Source organism: Peterkaempfera podocarpi (assembly GCF_042466665.1).
GTDB lineage: Bacteria > Actinomycetota > Actinomycetes > Streptomycetales > Streptomycetaceae > Peterkaempfera > Peterkaempfera podocarpi.
The window spans coordinates 839,320-855,675 of sequence record NZ_CP162102.1 but is presented as its reverse complement, the minus strand read 5'-3'; the positions used below and the strand labels follow the sequence as shown (position 1 = coordinate 855,675).

At 71.2% G+C, this 16,356-nt stretch carries 14 protein-coding genes and 1 pseudogene; 11 read left to right on the top strand and 4 right to left on the bottom strand.

Annotation, left to right across the window (positions count from 1 at the left end; translation table 11 throughout):
• Positions 1 to 7: 7 nt before the first annotated feature.
• The 3 genes and pseudogenes from AB0761_RS03960 to AB0761_RS03950 all read left to right on the top strand — a co-directional run bounded on the left by AB0761_RS03960 (position 8) and on the right by AB0761_RS03950 (position 3,175).
• On the top strand, positions 8 to 763 hold the full coding sequence (locus tag AB0761_RS03960) for an SDR family NAD(P)-dependent oxidoreductase (RefSeq protein WP_377267504.1): 756 nt from the start codon (positions 8 to 10) through the stop codon (positions 761 to 763).
• The gene (locus AB0761_RS03955; protein WP_377267502.1) at positions 760 to 1,794 is read left to right on the top strand and encodes a phosphotransferase family protein; all 1,035 of its coding nucleotides are present in this window, start codon (positions 760 to 762) and stop codon (positions 1,792 to 1,794) included. The genes AB0761_RS03960 and AB0761_RS03955 overlap by 4 nt, the downstream gene beginning before the upstream one ends.
• Before the next feature lie 377 nt (positions 1,795 to 2,171).
• A pseudogene (locus AB0761_RS03950) lies at positions 2,172 to 3,175 on the top strand (IS5 family transposase).
• Between the two features lie 19 nt (positions 3,176 to 3,194).
• Here AB0761_RS03950 and AB0761_RS03945 read toward each other — a convergent pair.
• Positions 3,195 to 4,145 (bottom strand): porin PorA family protein, encoded by a 951-nt coding sequence (locus tag AB0761_RS03945; protein ID WP_377267500.1) that lies wholly within the window; start codon positions 4,143 to 4,145, stop codon positions 3,195 to 3,197.
• 788 nt (positions 4,146 to 4,933) lie between these two features.
• Between AB0761_RS03945 and AB0761_RS03940 the strand changes: the two genes are divergently transcribed.
• Positions 4,934 to 5,653, top strand: coding sequence for a nitroreductase (locus tag AB0761_RS03940; RefSeq protein ID WP_377267499.1), 720 nt, complete (start codon positions 4,934 to 4,936; stop codon positions 5,651 to 5,653).
• Positions 5,654 to 5,735: 82 nt separating this feature from the next.
• Here the strand turns inward: AB0761_RS03940 and AB0761_RS03935 are convergent, their stop codons facing one another.
• From AB0761_RS03935 to AB0761_RS03925, 3 genes are read right to left on the bottom strand one after another with little or no spacing between them, the layout of a single operon-like run.
• The gene (locus tag AB0761_RS03935; RefSeq protein ID WP_377267498.1) at positions 5,736 to 6,152 is read right to left on the bottom strand and encodes a MaoC/PaaZ C-terminal domain-containing protein; all 417 of its coding nucleotides are present in this window, start codon (positions 6,150 to 6,152) and stop codon (positions 5,736 to 5,738) included.
• Complete coding sequence (locus tag AB0761_RS03930; protein WP_377267496.1) at positions 6,149 to 6,595, bottom strand: MaoC family dehydratase N-terminal domain-containing protein; 447 nt, start codon at positions 6,593 to 6,595, stop codon at positions 6,149 to 6,151. The genes AB0761_RS03935 and AB0761_RS03930 overlap by 4 nt, the downstream gene beginning before the upstream one ends.
• A 2-nt stretch (positions 6,596 to 6,597) precedes the next feature.
• Complete coding sequence (locus AB0761_RS03925; RefSeq protein WP_377267495.1) at positions 6,598 to 7,524, bottom strand: SDR family oxidoreductase; 927 nt, start codon at positions 7,522 to 7,524, stop codon at positions 6,598 to 6,600.
• A gap of 144 nt (positions 7,525 to 7,668) precedes the next feature.
• Here AB0761_RS03925 and AB0761_RS03920 point away from each other — a divergent pair, with 144 nt between their 5' ends.
• The 7 genes from AB0761_RS03920 to AB0761_RS03890 all read left to right on the top strand — a co-directional run bounded on the left by AB0761_RS03920 (position 7,669) and on the right by AB0761_RS03890 (position 16,355).
• Complete coding sequence (locus AB0761_RS03920) at positions 7,669 to 8,598, top strand: LysR substrate-binding domain-containing protein (RefSeq protein WP_377267494.1); 930 nt, start codon at positions 7,669 to 7,671, stop codon at positions 8,596 to 8,598.
• A 22-nt stretch (positions 8,599 to 8,620) separates the two neighbouring features.
• Positions 8,621 to 10,075 carry an OB-fold domain-containing protein gene (locus tag AB0761_RS03915; RefSeq protein ID WP_377267493.1) on the top strand — a complete coding sequence of 485 codons (1,455 nt, stop codon included), beginning with the start codon at positions 8,621 to 8,623 and terminating at the stop codon, positions 10,073 to 10,075.
• 2 nt (positions 10,076 to 10,077) lie between these two features.
• Positions 10,078 to 11,283: an acetyl-CoA acetyltransferase gene (locus tag AB0761_RS03910; RefSeq protein ID WP_377267492.1), complete on the top strand. Its 1,206-nt coding sequence runs from the start codon at positions 10,078 to 10,080 to the stop codon at positions 11,281 to 11,283.
• Positions 11,284 to 11,375: 92 nt separating this feature from the next.
• A complete protein-coding gene (locus tag AB0761_RS03905; protein WP_377267491.1) occupies positions 11,376 to 12,521 on the top strand; it encodes an acyl-CoA dehydrogenase family protein in 1,146 nt (381 codons plus the stop codon).
• Between the two features lie 20 nt (positions 12,522 to 12,541).
• Positions 12,542 to 14,197 (top strand): AMP-binding protein, encoded by a 1,656-nt coding sequence (locus AB0761_RS03900; RefSeq protein ID WP_377267489.1) that lies wholly within the window; start codon positions 12,542 to 12,544, stop codon positions 14,195 to 14,197.
• A complete protein-coding gene (locus tag AB0761_RS03895) occupies positions 14,194 to 15,330 on the top strand; it encodes an acyl-CoA dehydrogenase family protein (protein WP_377267488.1) in 1,137 nt (378 codons plus the stop codon). Before AB0761_RS03900 ends, AB0761_RS03895 begins: the two co-directional genes overlap by 4 nt.
• Positions 15,327 to 16,355, top strand: a complete 1,029-nt coding sequence (locus AB0761_RS03890; protein ID WP_377267487.1) for an acyl-CoA dehydrogenase family protein — start codon at positions 15,327 to 15,329, stop codon at positions 16,353 to 16,355. The genes AB0761_RS03895 and AB0761_RS03890 overlap by 4 nt, the downstream gene beginning before the upstream one ends.
• Position 16,356: the final 1 nt, after the last annotated feature.

The window sequence follows — 16,356 nt, the reverse complement described above, 5'->3', positions numbered from 1 at the left end:
AACGGACATGGCAGTGGCAACGGCAGCAGATCTCGCCGGCAAGGTGACCGTGGTGACCGGAGGAAGCCGTGGCATGGGAAAGGCCATGGTCGAGGCCTTCGCGGCCAACGGTGCGGACGTGGTCATCGCCAGCCGCAAGCTGGACAACTGCGAGCGGCTCGCCGAAGAGGTGCACCGCTCCCACGGGGTCCGCGCCCTCCCGGTGGCGTGCAACGTCAGCGACTGGGAGCAGTGCGACGCCCTGGTGGAGACGGCCTACCGGGAGTTCGGCCGGGTGGACGTTCTGGTGAACAACGCCGGCCTCTCCCCGCTGTACCCGAGCCTCGCCGAGCACGGCGAGGCCCTCTTCGACAAGGTCATCGCGGTGAACCTCAAGGGTCCGTTCCGGCTCGCCTCGCTGATCGGCACCCGGATGGCCGAGGGCGACGGAGGATCGCTCATCAACATCACCTCCATCGAAAGCATCCGCCCCAACGCCCATGCGCTGCCGTACGCGGCGGCCAAGGCCGGGCTCAAAGTGCTGACCGAAGGCTTCGCGCAGGCCTTCGGCCCCAAGGTACGGGTCAACGCCATCCAGTGCGGCCCCTTCCTCACCGACATCTCCGCCGCCTGGACCTCCGAGATCCGCGCCGAGTTCGAACGCAATGCGCTCGGCAGATGCGGCGAGGCCGACGAAGTAGTCGGAGCGGTGCTGTACTTCGCGTCCGCGGCGTCCTCCTTCTGCACCGGCGCGGTGCTCCGGCTGGACGGCGGTGTCCGGTGAACCGGATCGACACCGCGGCCCTCGCCCGATGGATGGATGGCGCCGGGCTGGCCGCCGACAGTCCCCTCGAGGGACTGCGTCCGATCAGCGGCGGCACCCAGAATGTGATGGTCCGCTTCGAGCGCGGCGGACGGGAGTTCGTGCTCCGCCGCGGCCCCTGGTACCTCCGACCCCCAAGCAACGACGCGCTGCGCCGGGAGATCCGGGTAATGGCGGCGCTCTCCACCACTGAGGTGCCGCACCCCCGGCTGATAGCGGCCTGCGAGGACGAGACCGTGCTCGGTGGGGCGGTGGGTTATCTGATGGAGCCCGTCGACGGCTTCAACCCCGGCGTCGAGCTGCCGCCGCTGCACTCTGCGGACCCTGCCGTACGCCACCGGATGGGCTTGGCCATGGTGGACGCCCTCGCCGCTCTCGGCACTTTCGACCATGTTGCCGTCGGGCTGGCAGGCCTCGGGCGCCCCAGGGGATTCCTGGAGCGCCAGGTCCCGCGCTGGCTGCGGGAGCTCGACTCCTACGCGGAGCACCGGGGCTGGCCAGGCCCCGGCATCCCCGGGATCCCGGCCGTCGCGGACTGGCTGGAGCGCAACCGTCCCACACGATGGGCTCCGGGCCTGCTCCACGGCGACTACCACATGGCCAATGTGATGTTCTCCCGTACCGGGCCGCAGGTCGCGGCGGTCGTCGACTGGGAGATGTGCACCGTCGGCGACCCGCTCCTCGATCTCGGCTGGCTGCTGGCCACCTGGCCCGACGAGGAGGGCCGCAGCCCCCTGGGCGGCACGCTGGCCGGGGCCGGCGGCCTGGCCACCGGTGCAGAACTGACGGCCCGCTGCGCCGAGCGGACCACCCGCGACCTGAAAGCGGTCGCCTGGTACGAGGTACTGGCCTGCTTCAAGCTTGGCATCCTTCTGGAGGGCACGCATGCCCGCGCCTGCGCGGGCAAGGCACCCGTCGAGACCGGTGACCGCCTGCACACCGCGGCGCTCCGCCTCTTCGAGCGGGCCCGCCTCCGCATCACCGCCGCCTGAGGAGCCGTATGGGGCCGGCTGGAGGAGCGCGTCGGCAACCGGCACTGTCTTTTGCCCGCCGCGATCGCGGGAACTGCACCCCGACCGGCGGATGCAGACCGGTCCGAACCCGACGGCGTCGACGTCGCCCAGAGGGATGCCGCCGTCTCGAGCATCGTGTCCAACCTGGGCCCGAGGCAGTTGGGGGTCGGCTTCGTCGCCTCCGAATCGCCGCTGCGCGACTGTGCTCAGGACGGATGAGGCACCGCCGAACGCAAGAGGCCCCCGTGCAGCGGGGGCCTCTTCGCCGCGTGGGTAGTGCTAGGGCGCGTATTCGATTGTGATCAATCTGCGGGATTCGCCCTCGCCACGGGGTCTGATCCGGTAGATCGTCTTGCATGACACAGGTGCAACTGACCGACGCGGAGTGGGAGTTCGTCGAGCCGTACCTGCCGATAGGTGAGTACGGGCCATACCCTGAGCGGCTGCGGCAGCAGTTCGAGGGCGTGATCTGGCGGTTCAAGACGGGCGGGCAGTGGCGGGAGATGCCGACGGAGTTCGGTGCCTGGTCGACCGTCTCCAACCGGTTCCGGCAGTGGCGTGACACCGGCGTGTTCGAAGCCCTGCTGGAGGGCCTGATCGCGGAGGCCGCAAAGCGGGGTGAGGTGGACTTGTCCCTGGTCAGTGTGGACTCGACCACCGCACGCGCGCACCACGACGCTGCCGGGATGCACCTGACTGAGGACGTGCTCACCGCCCTGGAGAAGGCCGCCGTCGAGGAGGAGAAGGCCCGGCAAAGGGGGGCGACCAGGAAGGACAAGACGGGCAGGACACCGGAAACGACCCCGAGCGGGACGAGCGACGACGCCTCCGGCGCCGGCACAAGCTTCGATTGAAGGCTGCCCTGCTCGGGCGCTCGAGGGGCGGGCAGACCAGCAAGATTCATGTCGCCGCCGACCGGAAGTGCCGCCCGCTGGTGCTCGCCCTGACCGCAGGGCAGGCCGCGGACAGCCCACAGTTCATCCCCGTGCTTGAGAAGGTACGGGTCAGGGGGCCCGTCGGTCGTCCCCGCACCCGGCCCGACGCGGTTGCCGGGGACAAGGCGTATTCGTCTCGCGGTAACCGCGCCTATCTGCGGAAACGCGGCATCAAGGCCGTCATCCCGGAGAAGAAGGACCAGGCCGCCAACCGGAAGAAGAAGGGCGGCAGGGGCGGCCGACCTGTCGGCCACGACGCCGACCTCTACAAGGAGCGGAACACCGTCGAGCGCCTGATCAACAAGCTGAAGGCCTGGCGAGGCGTCGCGACTCGCTATGACAAGACGCCCAAGAGTTACCTCGCCGGCCTCCACCTTCGCGCGTCGATGATCTGGATCAAGGACCTCACGCGGACCGCCCATTGATCACAATCGAATACGCGCCCTAATTGGATTCGGTCGTGGTGGGCTGCTCCGACTCGGGCGTTGCTGCTTCCCCGTCGGCGTCGTCGGTCTTGTCGGTCCCGGCGCCGTCGTCCCTGGGCTCCGGAGCCTGCACTGCGTTCTCCCGCGTCTGGGCGCCGCCCTTCAGTACGGCGTCGCGGCGGCGCCCCAGCAGTGCGGCGAGGACGCCCAGGATGGCGGCGAGGGCGAGCAGGACGAGCGGGGTCACAGTGCCGATCAGGGTGCGGGCGGTGGCAGCGGTGTTCGCGCGGTCGGCGGCCTCCTTCACGGAGTCAGGGGTCATGGCCAGGCTGAGGTCGAGTACCGGGGCGATGGTGACCGGCCCGGAGGCGCCGGCTACCTGGGCGACTACGGCCTGACGCAGCTTCTGGTCGATGGCCACGCCGGTCTTCGTGTCCACCCAGGCGGTTGCGGTGTCCTGGGCCTGGTAGCTGAGCGGCACCGCCTTCGGCGAGGAGGCGAGGACGCCCTTGAGGGCGTCCTGGTCGTTCTGCGGAAGGCTCTGGGAGAGGCCGGCCACCAACGGTGTCGGGAGCGCAGGCGGCAGCGCCGCCTTGGTCCTGGCGTCGGCGACCGGGCCGGTGGTGCTGACCTCGTAGACGTAGGCGCGGTGTCCGGCACGGGTCTCCGTCCCGGTGTAGCGCGCGGTGGAGGCAGTGGCGGTGGCAGCGTCCCACAGGGCGTAGTCGTGCGGCTCGGGGTGCAGCGGGAAGCCCGCGGCCAGCCCCTGGTGGGGCAGCGCACCCCAGGACGCCGGCCCCTCGGCGGGGGCAAGGCTGCGGCGGTCGACGGCCCAGACGCGGGCAGTCCCGGCAACAGCCTTGCCACCCGGCCCGGTCACCGTGGTGCGATCGTCGAACCGGGCAGCGCCGGACTGGACGTCCGTCACCCGGACCTCGCGAACCGCGGTGACCGGGACGTCCTTGAGCACGGCGTGGGCGAGGCCCCGGTCCCCAGCGCCTCCTTGTTGAGCAGAGTTGCCGTACCGGTGAATCGGACCTTGGCGTCGAGACCGTCAGGAACTCTGTCGACCGCTGGAAGTACGGCGAACCGCACGGCTCCTGAGGCAGCGGCGAGCACGACTGCGCCGACGGTGCAGGCAATGGTGGATTTCCTCATGTTCCGTACCTTTCGCGAGGGTTGACATGAGCAGGAAGGGGCGGGAGCGCACGTGGGGACGCGCACGGCGGCTCTCCGGCCTGCCGATGGGTGCAGCCGCTGCTACGTGGCCCGCGGGGGGTGTGGCGGGCGTGTCGACGGATCGCTCGTCGGCTGGGCTGGCGGCTAATTGGCGTGAACTTTTGCAGGTAAGGTCACAGGCCACAAGGGTTGCGGAACAGAAAGATTGAGAATATTTCTTCACTTGGCGCCGTGCGTACAGAGACCGTGCCGAAGTGCCGGGCCCGTCGTCGCTGAACGCCGTTCGGTGCCGGAGGCGACCCGCTGCTGTGCTGCGAAGCCGGGGGGCCCGTACCGGGAGAGACAGCTGCGGATGGGGCGGTGATCTCCGCGGGCCCACCGTGGGCGGGGCGTGACGAAGACGACATCGAACCGGCCGCGCGGCTCTGGGACCGTATTGACGTGCGTGGCCGCGACAGCGTGCTCCGCGACGTACCGGAACCCGCGCGCTGTCGGAACCACAGGCAGCCGTGGCGCATGGAGGCAGGAGCGCCGCCGTCCGCGGGCCTGCCCCGAAGCAGGGAGCAGGAGCGTGCAGAGATGAACGTCCGTGAGGCGGTGCTGGGGCGCCGCTCGGTCCGAGGCTTTCTCAACCGCCCGGTGGGCCGCGAGGTGATCGAGCGGGTGCTGGATACGGCACGCCGGGCACCGTCCGGCGGCAACCTGCAGCCCTGGCGCCTGTACGCCCTGGCGGGCGAGCCGCTGGCCCGGCTGAAGCAGGCCATGTCGGACCTCGCCCGGGTGCCCGCCCTCGAGCAGCCCCCGATGGGGCCCAGCTACCCGCGGGGGCTGCATTCGCCCTACCGTGAGCGCCGCTTCGAGAACGGCGAACAACTCTATGCCGCGCTGGGGATCCCGCGCGAGGACAAGCCCGCCCGGCTGCGTCAGTTCGCCCGCAACTACCAGCTGTTCGACGCCCCGGTCGGACTGTTCTGCTACATCGACCGGCGGATGAACCCCGCCCAGTACGCCGATCTCGGAAGCTACCTCCAGACCGTGATGCTGCTGCTGCACGAGGAGGGGTTGGCCAGCTGCGCGCAGGGTGCGTGGTCCCGGTACCCGCACGTGGTCGCCGAGGTGCTGAAGCCCTTGGAGGAGTTGGCGCTGTTCTGCGGAATGGCCGTCGGATATGAGGATCCCGGGGAGCCCGCCAACGCGCTGCGGACGGTCCGAGCGCCGCTCGCGGAGGTCGTGGACTTCGTGGGCTGGGGCGAGCAGCCGGAGACGGACGGCGAGGTGACCCGGCAGCCGGAGGAGTAGGAGAGCGGCACACGGCTGAAGGCGGCCCCCAGCGAGAGGAAGCCGCCTTCAGCCGTGTGCAGAGCGCGTGGGCCCGTCGCGCTCAGGCTGCGGGGAGAAGGAACTCCGCAGAGCCTGCGATCGCCACGCCGCCCGTGTCGCGGGTGCAGGTGAGCTCGACCTCGACGGCGATGCCGCCGTAGGCCGGGCTGACGGCACTCACCGTGCCGGCGACAGTGAGGGTGTCACCGGGCCAGACCTGCTCCTTGAAACGGGTGGTGATACGGCGGATCGACTCAGCGCCCAGCCAGTCGGTGGCGAGAGTGCCGACCAGGGCCGCCTGGAACATGCCGATCGAGAAGATACCGGCGAAGCCGGCCGCCCTGGCAGCCTCCTCGTCGTGGTGCAGCGGGTTGAAGTCGCCGGAGGCGCCCGCGTACCGGACGATGTCGGTCACCGTGAGCGGGCCGAAGGACCGCTCGGCGGTGTCGCCCACGGCGGGGACGGTGACGGTGCTCACTGGCCGTCCTCCTTGGGTGCCTGGGAGGTCTCCACGGCGGCGGAGCGCTGTTCGGCCACCAGGGTGCCGTGCTCGTCGTGAAACTCGGTGACCATCGTGACGAAGGTCAGCTTGCCGCCGCGGCGGCCCTGCTTCTCATACCGGTCGGTGACCCGGGCGGTGGCGGTCAGGACCTGACCGGCCCGCGGCGGGGCGCCGTGGAAGACGTACTCCTGCTCGGCATGGAGGGTCCGCTGCGGATCCAGGCCGTGGTGGGCCTGGGCCTTGGACTCCGTGGGCTGCCAGAGGAAGCCGGCGGTGGTCAGGAAGGTCGGCGGGATGACCGGCTCGGCCGCCTGGTACGCCGGGTTGTCCGACAGCGTCGCGCGGGCGAACTCGCGGATCTTGCCGCACTCGATCGGGACCTCGAACGCGACCGGCGCCTGCTGGGTGTCGTCCGCCATGGTCAGCTGCTCCGCAGGCTCTTGACGTGCGAGCCGGGGATCTCCGTGTCGGGCTTGGCCGGTACGTCCGCGGTGGCGGCTGTCAGCTCCTCGACGGTCCAGCGCTTGTCGCTCTCGAACTGCTCGATGACGTTCCAGCCCTTGTACAGGCCGACCTGACCGCCCATCACCCGGAAGACGTGGCCGCTGAACCGACAGTCCGCGACGGCCAGCATGGCGACCAGCGGCGAGATGTTGGCCGGGTCCCAGACGTCGAAGGCGTCGTCCTTGGTGGCGCGCATGACGTCGCCCAGACCTGGGGTGGCCTCGGTGAGGCGGGTGCGGGCCACCGGCGCGATGCAGTTGGCGCGCACGTGGTAGCGCTCCAGCTCCTTGGAGGCCACGATGGTCATCGCTGCGATACCGGCCTTGGCAGACGCGTAGTTCACCTGGCCGGGGTTGCCGTGCAGGCCGGAGCCCGACGAGGTGTTGATGATCGTGCGGTCGGTCTGGATGCCGGCCTTGGCCTGAGCGCGCCAGTACTCGGCGGCGTGGCGGGTGACCGCGAAGGTGCCCTTGAGGTGGACGTCGACCACCAGGTCGAACTCGTCCTCGCTCATGTTGACCAGCACCCGGTCACGCAGGATGCCTGCGTTGTTGACCACGATGTGCAGGTCGCCGAAGGTCTCGATCGCGGTCTGGACCAGGCGCTTGGCGCTGGCCCAGTCGCTGACGCTGTCGGTGTTGGCGATCGCCTCGCCGCCCAGCGCCTTGATCTCGTCGACCACGGCCTGCGCAGCGCTGACGTCCGCGCCGGCGCCGTCGGGTGCGGCACCCAGGTCGTTGACGACGACCTTGGCGCCCTCACGGGCGAAGAGCAGCGCGTGCTCGCGGCCGACGCCGCGTCCGGCGCCGGTGATGATCGCTACGCGACCCTCGAGGGTTCCCATCGGTTGATCTCCTAGCTCTTCGAACCGCCGCGAGATGCGGCGAATGCCTGGTTGGCCCGCGCTGGCCCGCCCGCCGAACACGCTAGGCGGGAGCCTCCCTGAGGTAAATCCGTGATTTACTTCAGGGGGGCATAAGGAGAATCGATGGACAAGCGCCACTTCAGTTACTTCCTCGCCGTCGTGGAGTCCGGGAGCATCTCGGAGGCGGCCCGGCAGCTGCACATCAGCCAGCCCGCGATCTCCCAGTCCATCCGGGAGCTCGAGCGGGACCTGCGCACCCAGCTGTTTCAGCGAGGCCCCCGGCTGACGCTCACTCCGGCGGGCCGCGCCCTGGTCGGCCCGGCCCGGCGCACCCTGCGGTCGTTCGAGGCCGCGCGGGCCGCGGTGGAGGAGACCGACCACCTGGCCAGCGGGCGGCTGGACCTGGCCGTCGTCCAGGGCTTCGCCGTCGACCCGGTCGTGCCGTTGGTCACACGGTTCCAGGCCCGCTACCCCGGGCTGCAGGTGAGCGTCCACGAGGCCGCCTCCGGAGTGGACGGCTTCGAGTCACTGCGCCGCGCGGAGGCGGAACTGCTGATCAGCGACCATCCGGGGCCCTATCCCAAACACGAGTCGGTGCCGCTGGCGGTCGAGAAGCTGCTGGCCGTCTTCCCGCCGCAGACCGAGGATCTGCCCGACCGGCCGTTGGAGGTCGCCGAGTTGCTGCGGCACTCGTTCGTGCAGGGTCTACCCCGCCAGTCGGAAGTTCGCGTATGGTTCGCTGCGGTTGTGGCAGCCGAGCGGCTGCCCCCGCCCACCGTCGTCGTGGAAACCGCGCACCGCGACGCCATCGTTCCGCTCGTTCTGGCCGGAGCAGGGCTCACCCTGCTTCCCGCTCCGGCGGCCCGGGCAGCCAAGCGCCTCGGCGCTCAGGTCCGGCCGCTTGCCTTCACCTTTCCCCGCCCCTGCTTCCTCTACCACCGCCGTGGGCCGCTGTCGCCTGCCGCGCTGGCCTTCGTCGCCATGGCCGCGGACGCCGCACCTCCGGGTGCCGGCCGCCCTGCAGACGGAGTGGAGGCGCCGGTGAGCGGGTGAATCCACCTGCCTGAGGAGTGCCATGACCGCGATACCGGACGTCGGTGTCACCAGTTACGGGGTTCATCTGCCGGCCTGGCGGTTGAATCGCAAGGAGATCGGACGTGCGCTGGGTTCCGGCGGGGGCAGGGGCACCCGCGCCGTCGCCTCCTATGACGAGGACAGCACCTCGATGGGTGTCGAGGCGGGCCGCCGCGCCCTGGCCGGCGCCCCGGTCGAGCCGCGCAGCCTGGTCTTCGCCACCGCCACCCCGGCCTATGCCGACAAGACCAACGCCACCACCGTCCACGCCGCACTCGGCCTGGACCGGTCGGTGGCCGCGTACGACTTCGCCGGGGCCGCCCGCTCAGGTGTCGGCGCGCTGCTGGCGGCCGCCGACTCGGCCGCCGCCGGACGCCCCGCGCTCGCCGTCCTCTCCGACATCCGCACCGGCCTGCCCGGCTCCGCCGAGGAGCGCGACGGCGGCGACGCCGCCTCGGCGCTGCTCTTCGGCTCCGGCAGCGACGTGCTGGCCGCCCTGGTCGGCCGCGGCTCGGCGTCGGCCGAGTTCCTCGAGCGCTGGCGCATCCCGGGCGACTCCTCCAGCCGGCTGTGGGAGGAGCGCTTCGCCGAGGGCCCGTACAAGGCGCTCGCCGAGGAGGCCGTCGAGGCCGCGCTGAAGGATGCCGGGCTGGCCCTGGCCGACATCGACAAGGTCGCCGTCGGCGGTCTGCACCTGCGCGCCGTCCGCGGCGTGGCGAAGAAGCTGGGCCGCAGCGCCACGGTCGTCGACGACCTGGCCGCCACCGTGGGTGCCACCGGCACCGCGCAGCCGGGTCTGCTGCTGGCGGGTGCCCTGGACCAGGCCTCCGCCGGCGAGACCATGCTGCTGGTGGTGCTCGGCGACGGTGCTGATGCGCTGGTCTTCCGCACCACGGAGGCGCTGGCCACCTGGCGTGAGCGACGTGCCGGGCTGACGGTGGCCCAGCAGGCCGCTGTGGGCCGGGAGGTCGGCTACCAGAAGTTCCTCACCTGGCGCGGCTTCCTCAAGCGTGAGGCACCGCGCCGCCCGGACCCGGACCGCCCCGCGGGTCCGCCGGCCAACCGCAACGCGCAGTGGAAGTTCGGTCTGACCGGCTCGCGCTGCACCGAGTGCGACACTCGTCACCTGCCCGCCGCCCGGGTCTGCATCACCTGCAAGGCCGTGGACCGGATGGAGCGCGACCGGGTCGCCGACGTGCCCGCCGTCATCGCCACCTTCCAGGCCGACCTGCTGGCGTACTCGATGAACCCGCCGCTGGTCGCGGCCGCGCTGAACTTCGAGGGCGGCGGCCGGTTCATCGCCGAGGTCACCGACGCCGACCCGGCGGCGCTGAAGATCGGCGACCGGGTGGAGATGACATTCCGCCGCTTCTACAGCACCGCTGATGGCGTGCACAACTACTTCTGGAAGGCCCGGCCGGTCCAGGTCGCAGCCCCGGCCGGCGAGGAGAACTGACGATGGCTTCTAACGGTATCCGCGACAAGGTCGCGATCGTCGGCATGGGGTGCACCCCCTTCGCCGAGCACTGGAACAAGAGTACCGAGGACCTGCTGGTCGACTCCTCCCAGGAGGCCCTGGCCTCCGCCGGGGTCGCCCTGGACGACGTGGACGCCTTCTGGTTCGGCACCATGAACTCCGGCTTCTCCGGGCAGACCCTCTCCCGCGCCCTGAAGATCGACTACAAGCCGGTCACCCGCGTGGAGAACCTCTGCGCCACCGGCTCCGAGGCCTTCCGCAACGCCTGCTACGCGGTCGCCTCCGGCGCTGTCGACGTGGCCATGGCCATCGGCGTGGAGAAGCTCAAGGACTCCGGCTTCTCCGGCCTGGTCCGCCAGGACCCGGCGCACGACGGCACCAAGACCGCCATCACCGCCCCGGCCTCCTTCGGCCTCCTCGCCCCGGCTTACGCCAACGCCTACGGCCTGGACGACGAGACCCTCAAGGACGTCCTCACGCGGATCTCCTGGAAGAACCACCACAATGGCGCCCGCAACAAGCGCGCCCAGTTCCAGACCGAGCTCCCGCTGGACGTCATTCGCAACAGCCCGAAGATCGCCGGCATGCTCGGCATCCACGACTGCTCCGGCGTCTCCGACGGCTCCGCCGCCGCGATCATCGTCCGGGCCGAGGACGCCCACCGCTACACCGACAAGCCGCTGTACGTGAAGGCGCTGTCGATGGTGGCCGGCCCAGGCGCGGGCCCGATGGACCCGACCTACGACTACACCTCCTTCCGCGAGGTCGTCGCCTGCGCCGAGGCCGCCTACAGCGAGGCCGGCGTCACCGACCCGCGCGCCGAGATCGCGCTGGCCGAGGTCCACGACTGCTTCACCCCCACCGAGCTGGTCCTCATGGAGGACCTCGGCTTCAGCAAGCGCGGCCAGGGCTGGAAGGACGTCATGGACGGCGTCTTCGACCTCACCGGCGAGCTGGCCGTCAACCCCGATGGCGGTCTGAAGAGTTTCGGCCACCCGATCGGCGCCACCGGTCTGCGGATGCTCTTCGAGAACTGGCTGCAGCTGCGCCAGGAGGCCCCGGCCGAGCGCCAGCTGGCCAGCATCACCAGCGGCGCGCGCAAGCTCGGCCTGACACACAACCTCGGCGGACACCCCGGCGACTGCGTGAGCTTCATCTCCGTGGTCGGCTCCGAGCCCTCCGCCTGATCCCCCGTCCGGTGCGGAGCCCTCGGCGGAGGACTCCGCACCGGACCCCTCAGACCTCTCGGCCGCCCGGCCCACCCCCGAGGAGTTCCACCATGCGCCGTTCCCTGTACACCCAGGACCACGAGGACTTCCGCAAGGTCGTCCGCAGGTTCCTGGAGAACGAGATCGCCCCCCACTTCGAGGGATGGGAGGCGGCCGGCATCGTCCCCAAGGACGTCTATCTGCGCTGCGGCGAGATGGGCCTGGCCGGCCTCTCGATACCCGAGCAGTACGGCGGCGGCGGGGTCACCGACTTCCGCTTCAACGCCGTCGTCATCGAGGAGACCCTCCGGGCCCGGGTGGGCCTGGGCGCCATGCCGCTGCACACCAACATCGTCACCCCCTACTTCCTGCACTTCGGCAACGAGGAGCAGAAGAAGCGCTACCTGCCCGGCATCGCCGCCGGCCGCACCATGTGCTCCATCGCCATGACCGAACCGGGCACCGGCTCCGACCTCTCCGGCATGACCAGCACCGCGGTCCGCGACGGCGACCACTGGGTGCTCAACGGCGCCAAGACCTTCATCACCGGCGGCATCAACGCCGACCTGGTCGTGGTGGCCTGCCGCACCTCCCGCGGCGAGGACCGCCGTGACGGCCTGAGCCTGCTGGTCGTCGAGGACGGCATGCCCGGCTTCACCAAGGGCCGCAAGCTCAACAAGCTCGGCACCCGCTCCGTCGACACCGCCGAGCTGTTCTTCGACAACGTCCGCGTCCCCGCCGCCAATATGCTCGGTGAGGAGGGAAAGGCCTTCGGCTACCTCACCTTCAACCTGGTCCCCGAGCGGCTCCACCAGTCGGTCCAGAACGTGGCCACCGCCCGCGCCGCCATCGAGCTGGCCGTGGACTACACCCAGCAGCGCCAGGTCTTCGGCAAGCCCGTCGCGTCCTTCCAGAACACCAAGTTCGTCCTCGCCGAGTGCGCGGCCGAGCTGGAGGCCGGCCAGGCCGTGGTGGACCGGGCCGTCGAGGAGTTCAACGCCAGCCGGCTCACCGTCCCGGAGATCGGCAAGGTCAAGCTGTTCACCGCCGAGATGGCCGGCCGGGTGGTCGACAAGTGCCTCCAACTGCACGGCGGTTACGGCTACATGCTGGAGTACCCCATCGCCCGGCTGTACGCGGACATCCGCCTGGCCCGGATCGCCGCCGGCTCCAGCGAGATCATGAAGACCGCGATCTCCAAGTCGCTCGGCCTCTGAACGGCACGGATCACCACACCATGACCAGAACCAGACGACCGAGCGTGGCGGATCTCTCCCGCGCCGTGGCCCAGGCGGTCCCGGCACGCGAGGCGATCGTGCACCGCTCGCTGCGCCGCACCTATGGCGAGCTGCAGGACCGGGTGGAACGCCTGGCCGGGCTGCTCGCCGCAAGAGGCCTGGGCGCCCACCGGGAGCGGGCCGAACTCCAGGGCCACGAGTCCGGCCAGGACCACCTCGCCCTCTATCTGCACAACGGACCCGAGTACCCGGAGGCCAACCTGGCGGCCTTCGCCGCCCGCGTCGCACCCTTCAACGTCAACTACCGGTACACCGCGGCAGAGCTACACAAGCTCCTCGCAGACGGCCGACCGGCGGCGATCGTCTACCACGCGGCCTTCGCCCCCACCCTCGCCCAGGTCCTCGGCAGCCTGGAGACCGAACCGCTGCTGCTCCAGGTCGCCGACGACTCCGGCAACCCGCTGCTGCCCGGCGCCCTCGACTACGAACAGTCCCTGGCCACGGCACCGCGGGACTGGCCCACCCCAGCCTCCGACCCCGACGACCTTTACGTCATCTACACCGGCGGCACCACCGGCATGCCCAAGGGCACCCTGTGGGGCCAGCACGACATCTGGCGCGCCGTCATCGGCGGAGCCGCCTTCCCCGCGAATGTCACCGCCGACCAGGTCGGCGCCGCCGCAGCGGCCGGTCCGGGCCGCCGAATCCTGGGGGCCGCGCCGTTCATGCACGGTGCGGGCGGCTGGCAGATGCTCGGTACGCTGCTCAGCGGAGGCCTGCTCGCCATCCCAGACGTGGTCCACCGGCTTGACGCCGCGGGCCTCTGCGTCCTGATCGAGCGGGAGCGGCTGGACAGCGTCGCGCTGATCGGCGAGGCCTTCGCCCGACCGGTCGCCGAGGAACTCGAGCGCAACTCGTACGACCTCTCCTCCGTGCGTGCAGTCACTGTCGGCGGCGGCGCTACCAGCCCCGGCACCAAGGAGCGGCTGCTCGCCGCGCTCGGCGAGCAGGCCGTGCTGGCCGACGGCGCGGGCTCCACCGAGACCGGCCGGGTCATCCAGGGCGACCTGGCCCCCGGCGAGAAGGCCGAGCCGGGCGTCTTCACTCTGCTGCCCCGCGCCTGCGTCCTCGACTTCGCCCGCCGCCGGATGCTGGAGCCCGGGGAGGAAGAGATCGGCTGGCTCGCCGCCCGCGCACCGCTGCCCTTCGGCTATCTGGACGACCCGGCCAAGAGCGAGGCCACTTTCCCGGTGGTCGCGGGTGAGCGGGTGGCCGTCCCCGGCGACCTGGCACAGCTGCGCGGCGACGGGAAGCTGGTGCTGCGCGGCCGGGAGGCGATGACCATCAACTCCGGCGGGGAGAAGATCTTCGCCGAGGAGGTGGAGCGGGCCCTGCTCACCCACCCGGCCGTAGGCGACGTCCTGGTCCTGGGCCGGCCGAGCGAGCGATGGGGGCAGGAGGTCGTGGCCCTGGTCCGGCTGGACGAGCAGGCAGACGACGAGGAGCTGCGCGGCCGTGCGGCCGAGCAGATCGCCCGTTACAAGCTCCCCAAGGCTTTCGTCCGGGTCCTGGAGATACGCCGTTCCCCAGCCGGCAAGGCCGACTACGCATGGGCGCGGTCCGCCCTGGCGGCCGTTGCGGAAGGAAAGTCATGACCTCACTGTTCGGACTCGAACCCGGCGCACTCCCCGCGGAGACCCGCCGGCTGCGGCAGGAGGTCCGTGACTTCCTCGCCGAGGAGCTGGCCGCCGGCGGCTTCACCCCGGTCAGCGACAGCTGGATCATCGGCGCCGACCCGGCGTTCAGCCGCAGGCTCGGCGCCCGTGGCTGGCTCGGCATGGCCATCCCCAAGCAGTACGGCGGTGCTGACCGGACCCCGCTGGAGCGCTTCGTCGTCATCGAGGAGCTGCTCGCCGCAGGGGCCCCGGTCGCCGCCCACTGGGTCGCCGACCGCCAGGTCGCTCCGGGCCTGCTGGGTCACGGCACGGAGGAGCAGAAGAAGCGCTTCCTGCCCGGCATCGCCACCGGCGAGTGCCTCTTCGCGATCGGCCTCAGCGAGCCGGATTCCGGCTCCGACCTGGCCTCGGTCCGCACCAGGGCCACCCGCACCGACGGCGGCTGGCTGATCGACGGCACCAAGATCTGGACCAGCGGCGCCCACATAGCTCACGCCATCCTGGCCCTGGTCCGCACCGGCCCGGCGGGGGACAGCCGCCATGAGGGCCTCAGCCAGATGATCGTCACCCTGCCCGGCGACGGGGTGGAGATCCGCCCGATCCGCTCCCTGGGCGGCGGGGACCACTTCAACGAGGTGGTCTTCACCAGCGCCTTCGTCCCCGACGACCTGGTGCTCGGCGCGATCGGCGACGGCTGGCGCCAGGTCACCGGCGAGCTGGCGTACGAGCGCAGCGGCCCCGAGCGGCTGCTCAGCACCGCCCTGCTGCTGCGGCTGCTTGCCGCCCGCGAGGACGCGGACCCGCGCACCATCGGCCGCTTGACCGCCCGGCTGTGGACGCTGCGCCAGGCCTCCATCGCCATCGCCGTCCAGCTCAGCAAGGGCTCAGCGCCCGATGTCGCCGCCGCGGTCGTCAAGGACCTCGGGACCCGCTTCGAACGCGAGGTCATCGAGGCCGCCCGGGCCACCGGAGTCGAACCCGACCTCACCTCGGACGACCTGTTCACCCGCATCCTGGCCGAGGCGGTCGTGCAGGCGCCCACCAACACCCTGCGCGGCGGTACCAACGAAATCCTGCGCGGTGTCATCGCGCGTGCCCTGGGGGTCCGATGAACGACGACCTGAAGCTGCTGGAGGCCACCGCAGCCGACATCTTCGCCGCCTACCAGGACCGCCCCGGTCTCTGGGAGGAACTGGAGGAGGCCGGACTCACTGCCATCGGCATCCCGGAGGAGGCCGGCGGCAGCGGCGGCGACGCCGAGCAGGCCGCCGTGGTGCTGCGTGCCGCGGCGTACCACGCCGCCGAGACCCCGCTTGCCGAGACCCTCTGGCTGGCCGGGCCGCTGCTGGCCGCGGCCGGCCTGCTGGTGCCCGCCGGCCGGCTGACCGCCGCCGAATCCCACGATGGGGAGCTGACCCTGGAGCGGGACGGTGCGGGCTGGCGGCTCGATGGCACCCTCAAGCGGGTCCCGTGGGCCCGGGACGCGCAGCGGATCGCGGTCGTCGTTGACGGCCGGCTGTGCTCCGTCGCCCCCGCAGCGGCCACCCTCGTCCACCACCACAACCTGGCCGGTGAGCCCCGCGACGACGTTTCCTTCGCCGGCGTCGGGCTTGCCGCCGACCAGGTGGCCGAGCTGCCGCAAGGCCCGACGCTGCGGCTGCGCGGCGCGCTGGCCCGGAGCATCCAGCTGGCCGGAGCGGCCCAGCGGGCGCTGGAGCACAGCCTCCGCTATGCGGGGGAGCGACGGCAGTTCGGCCGCCCGATCGCCGCCTTCCAGGCGATGCAGCAGTACCTGGCGCAGATCGCCGGCGAGGTGGCGATCCTGGAGCTGAGCACCCGCAGCGCGGTGGCCGCGCTGGCCGACCCCGGGGCCGACCTCACTGCCACCGTCGCCGCCGTACGGGCCAACGCCTGCCGCGCCGCCGGGGTGGTCGCCGAGCTCTCCCACCAAGTGCACGGCGCCATCGGCACCACCCATGAGCACGACCTGCGCCGCTCCACGCTGCGGCTGTGGTCGTGGCGTGAGGAGTACGGCAATGAGAACCAGTGGGCCGGGGCGCTCGGGCTGCTCGCCGCCGCAGCCGAGGACCCCTGGCACCTGATCACCGGTACCGTCACAGCCACCACAAGGAGTTGAG

Bases quoted from the DNA above. Each gene is read 5' to 3' on its own strand.
- AB0761_RS03960 (WP_377267504.1), top strand. From the start codon at position 8: ATGGCAGTGGCAACGGCAGCAGATCTCGCCGGCAAGGTGACCGTGGTG.
- AB0761_RS03940 (WP_377267499.1), top strand. From the start codon at position 4,934: ATGAACGTCCGTGAGGCGGTGCTGGGGCGCCGCTCGGTCCGAGGCTTT.
- AB0761_RS03930 (WP_377267496.1), bottom strand. From the start codon at position 6,595: ATGGCGGACGACACCCAGCAGGCGCCGGTCGCGTTCGAGGTCCCGATC.
- AB0761_RS03925 (WP_377267495.1), bottom strand. From the start codon at position 7,524: ATGGGAACCCTCGAGGGTCGCGTAGCGATCATCACCGGCGCCGGACGC.
- AB0761_RS03920 (WP_377267494.1), top strand. From the start codon at position 7,669: ATGGACAAGCGCCACTTCAGTTACTTCCTCGCCGTCGTGGAGTCCGGG.
- AB0761_RS03915 (WP_377267493.1), top strand. From the start codon at position 8,621: ATGACCGCGATACCGGACGTCGGTGTCACCAGTTACGGGGTTCATCTG.
- AB0761_RS03910 (WP_377267492.1), top strand. From the start codon at position 10,078: ATGGCTTCTAACGGTATCCGCGACAAGGTCGCGATCGTCGGCATGGGG.
- AB0761_RS03905 (WP_377267491.1), top strand. From the start codon at position 11,376: ATGCGCCGTTCCCTGTACACCCAGGACCACGAGGACTTCCGCAAGGTC.
- AB0761_RS03900 (WP_377267489.1), top strand. From the start codon at position 12,542: ATGACCAGAACCAGACGACCGAGCGTGGCGGATCTCTCCCGCGCCGTG.
- AB0761_RS03895 (WP_377267488.1), top strand. From the start codon at position 14,194: ATGACCTCACTGTTCGGACTCGAACCCGGCGCACTCCCCGCGGAGACC.
- AB0761_RS03890 (WP_377267487.1), top strand. From the start codon at position 15,327: ATGAACGACGACCTGAAGCTGCTGGAGGCCACCGCAGCCGACATCTTC.